6 protein-coding genes are annotated in these 3,380 nt (G+C 36.2%); all 6 read left to right on the top strand.

Features of this window, described 5'->3' with window-relative positions; translation table 11 throughout:
* Positions 1-887 (top strand): RNA-guided endonuclease TnpB family protein (locus H6F45_RS26030; RefSeq protein ID WP_190348802.1); only part of this gene is annotated, 887 nt, incomplete at its 5' end.
* A 185-nt stretch (positions 888-1,072) separates the two neighbouring features.
* The gene (locus H6F45_RS26020) at positions 1,073-1,648 is read left to right on the top strand and encodes a Uma2 family endonuclease (protein WP_190348801.1); all 576 of its coding nucleotides are present in this window, start codon (positions 1,073-1,075) and stop codon (positions 1,646-1,648) included.
* An 87-nt stretch (positions 1,649-1,735) separates the two neighbouring features.
* Entirely contained in the window at positions 1,736-1,960 is a 225-nt protein-coding gene (locus tag H6F45_RS26015) for a ribbon-helix-helix protein, CopG family (protein WP_096570058.1), read from the top strand.
* A 2-nt stretch (positions 1,961-1,962) separates the two neighbouring features.
* Positions 1,963-2,352: a type II toxin-antitoxin system VapC family toxin gene (locus H6F45_RS26010; protein WP_347237814.1), complete on the top strand. Its 390-nt coding sequence runs from the start codon at positions 1,963-1,965 to the stop codon at positions 2,350-2,352.
* Positions 2,353-2,394: 42 nt separating this feature from the next.
* Positions 2,395-3,105 carry a Uma2 family endonuclease gene (locus H6F45_RS26005; RefSeq protein WP_190348800.1) on the top strand — a complete coding sequence of 237 codons (711 nt, stop codon included), beginning with the start codon at positions 2,395-2,397 and terminating at the stop codon, positions 3,103-3,105.
* 158 nt (positions 3,106-3,263) lie between these two features.
* The coding region (locus H6F45_RS26000) for a MerR family DNA-binding transcriptional regulator (protein WP_190348803.1) at positions 3,264-3,380 on the top strand (117 nt) is incomplete at its 3' end.

Here is a 3,380-nt window from a genome sequence, read left to right as displayed (position 1 = left end):
TTTGCCAGAAAATCACTCAATACGCTTTTGACAGTTTAGGTGAAGCTTTTCAGAGATTCTTTCAAGGAAGGTCTAAATATCCTAACTTCAAAAAGAAAGGGAAAAATGATAGTTTTACAATTGATGCAGGTGGTAAACCAATTCCTGTAGGTGGTATATCAATAAAACTACCAACAATTGGATGGGTAAAAACTTATGAAGGATTACCTCATACTACTTGCAAAAGCATTACTATTTCTAGAACTGCCGATAGTTGGTATATAGCCTTTTCTTATGAACAAGAATGTCAACCAACTATTAAAAACTATACTATTGTTGGTGTTGATTTGGGAGTAAAGGAACTAGCTACACTAAGCACTGGTGTTACTTTCCCTAACCCTAAACACTATCAACAGAATTTAGCTAAACTGCAAAGATTATCCAAAGTCTATTGCAGAAAGGCTTCATGTTCAAATAATAAACACAAAGCTAAAATTAAACTAGCTAGACATCATGCAAGAATAGCAAACCTGAGAAAAGACACTCTTCATAAACTTACTACTTACTTATGCAAAAACCACGCCAAGATAGTAGTAGAAGATTTAAATGTTTCAGGGATGTTGTCAAATCATAAATTAGCTCAAGCAATAGCTGATTGTGGATTTTATGAGTTTAAGCGTCAGCTAGAATATAAAGCTAAAAAATTTGGCTGTGATAGCCTGCGTGGCGAAGCCATAATTATAATTGCTGATAGATTTTATCCATCAAGCAAAACCTGTTCTCGTTGTGGGCATAAAAAAGAAAATCTTTCTTTATCCGAAAGAATTTATTGCTGTGAGAACTGCGGTTTTGAGATAGATAGGGATCTAAACGCTGCAATTAATTTATCGCGTCTGGCTAAGGCGTGAAAGTCTACTGAGGGATAACTGCTCCCATGCTCCCGTTGAAGTAGAAAGTAAAGTCTAGTTTTGTCTAGGTTTTATATAGCAGAAAACTATGGTTGAGCAACTTTTAATCCAGGATATTGATCATTGTGATATACCGGATACCAACCTGCTAGTTACAGAAGATGATACACAAACGGGTTATTTGTATGGTTACTAATACTTTGACATTAAACTTAAATAGTGTTGATCTTACCGATGATCAATTTTATCAACTATGTCAAAAAAACAGTGATTTAAAATTTGAACGCACAGCAAAAGGAGATTTAATTATTATGCCACCAGTGGGGGGAGAAAGCGGGAATCGAGAAGCAGAAATGATTGCCGATTTAGTTTTCTGGAATCGTCAAACAAAATTGGGTTATACTTTTAGTTCTTCGACTATATTCAAATTACCAAATGGGGGCGATCGCTCTCCTGATGCTGCTTGGATTAAAAAAGAACATTGGGAAGCATTAACCCCGGAACAAAAACGCAAGTTTCCTCCCATTGCACCAGATTTTGTGATTGAATTAAGATCAGCAACAGATAATATAGAAACTCTGCGTTCTAAAATGCAAGAATATATGGATGCAGGGGTAAAATTAGGATGGTTGATCAATCCTCAACAGCAACAGGTAGAAATTTATCGTTTAGGAAAAGATGTAGAAATCAGAAATTTACCGACTGAGTTATTAGGTGAAGAGATATTACCTGGATTTAGTTTGAATTTAGATTGTTATTAACATTTATTTGTAAAGTAATTTTTTATCAAGGTAATTTTCAATTTAACTATGATCGGGTAGTAGACTAGCACGACCAAAAGAGTATCTATGGCAACAATTACTATTCGCAATATCTCTGATGAGTTAGTGGAGCGCATTAAACGTTTAGCAGCACAAAAGGGGGTTTCTATGGAGCAAGAAGTCCGCGATTTGTTGCAAAAACGCTATGGGCAAAGAGATGAAGTGCTTACTCGTATTCGTCAACGGGCGGAAGTGTTACCAATGGAAGCGGAAAGTCGGGTACAGTCTTGGAAATCAGAAGGAAGACTCTGATAGTGATTGATACGATGGTATTTGCTTATGCCCTCTTGCGCGTAGAGGACAAGTATGAACAGGCGATCGCTGCTTTAGAATCTGTAGATCAAATTATCGTACCTGATTCGTTGTTTGCTGAGTTGGGTAATGTGATTTGGCAATGGATACAATTTCGACAATTACCATTGCAAATAGGTTTAGATTCCATGCTGGATGCTGAGGCATTAGTTGATGTGATAATTTCCAGTTCTCAAATTCGGGATATTGCTTTAAAACTAGCAGTGGAATCAAGTCATTCCTTCTATGATACGTTATTTGTAGCAGCAGCAATTCAATCTGATACTCAGGTACTGACCTATGATCGAAAACTAGCCACTAAATTTGGCCATTACGTTCTCTTGTTGGAATAAGTTAGGATCAGTTAATAGAGTCCTCAAATAGTGGATAAAATCATGGTTGAGCAACTTTTAATCAAGGATATTGATAATTGCGACGTACCAGATGCCAATTTGCTAGTTACAGAAGATGATACACCAGTGGATAATCTCGCATCTGCCAAACAACAACGTTTATTAGTCGGTTCTCTTTACAGTGCTTTGCAAAATCAGGTTTTTTTAGCTGAAGCTAATGTTGGTGTCTACCATACCTATGGTGAACCTGCCATAGTTCCCAATGTATTTGTGAGTTTTGATGTAGAAACACCGCAAAATTGGTGGGAAAAACAAAATCGTTGTTATCTGGTTTGGAAATTTGGTAAAACCCCAGAAGTAGTGATAGAAATAGTTTCTAATCAAGATGGTGAGGAATTAGATAAAAAGCTAAAAATTTATGAAAAAATGCGGGTTTATCATTATGTCGTCTATGATCCTAATCTAAACTTAGGAGACAAAGTTTTAAGAGTTTATAGTCTCAAAGCCAGACGATATGTAGAAACTACAAATAATTGGTTAGAAGAAATTGGTTTAGGTTTAACTTTATGGGAGGGAGAATTTGAAGGTAGGAATGATACTTGGTTACGTTGGTGTGATCAAGATGATAATGTTTTAATGACTGGTGATGAAAGAGCAAAACAGGAAAAACAACGGGCTGAAAATGCTGAACAACGCGCTCAATTATTAGCAGAAAGATTGAGAGCTTTGGGTGTAGATCCTGATAGTATTTAATCAATATTTTATATGATCTCGTTCCCAGTCTCCAGACTGGGAATGCTATCAGGAGTCTCTGACTCCGGTTAAATATCATTTTTAATATTGAGCTTGTCCTAAGTTGACAATTTAATAAACAAACCTGTACACTCATAGACAAACCTATGAGTGACTTTATGTTTAAACCTCATGAATTTGCTAAAAAAATCGGAGTTTCAGTCAAGACCTTGCAAAGATGGGATGTTGAAGGAAGACTTCCAGCCAAAAGAACATTGTCGGGGCATCGTTTTTAT

The sequence above is a fragment of the Sphaerospermopsis sp. FACHB-1194 genome (assembly GCF_014696235.1).
In the GTDB taxonomy this organism is placed as follows: domain Bacteria; phylum Cyanobacteriota; class Cyanobacteriia; order Cyanobacteriales; family Nostocaceae; genus Sphaerospermopsis; species Sphaerospermopsis kisseleviana.
This window is presented reverse-complemented; position numbering and strand designations above follow the sequence as displayed.

Coding starts and splice junctions, on each gene's coding strand:
- H6F45_RS26020 (WP_190348801.1), top strand. CDS start 1,073: ATGGTTACTAATACTTTGACATTAAACTTAAATAGTGTTGATCTTACC.
- H6F45_RS26015 (WP_096570058.1), top strand. CDS start 1,736: ATGGCAACAATTACTATTCGCAATATCTCTGATGAGTTAGTGGAGCGC.
- H6F45_RS26005 (WP_190348800.1), top strand. CDS start 2,395: ATGGTTGAGCAACTTTTAATCAAGGATATTGATAATTGCGACGTACCA.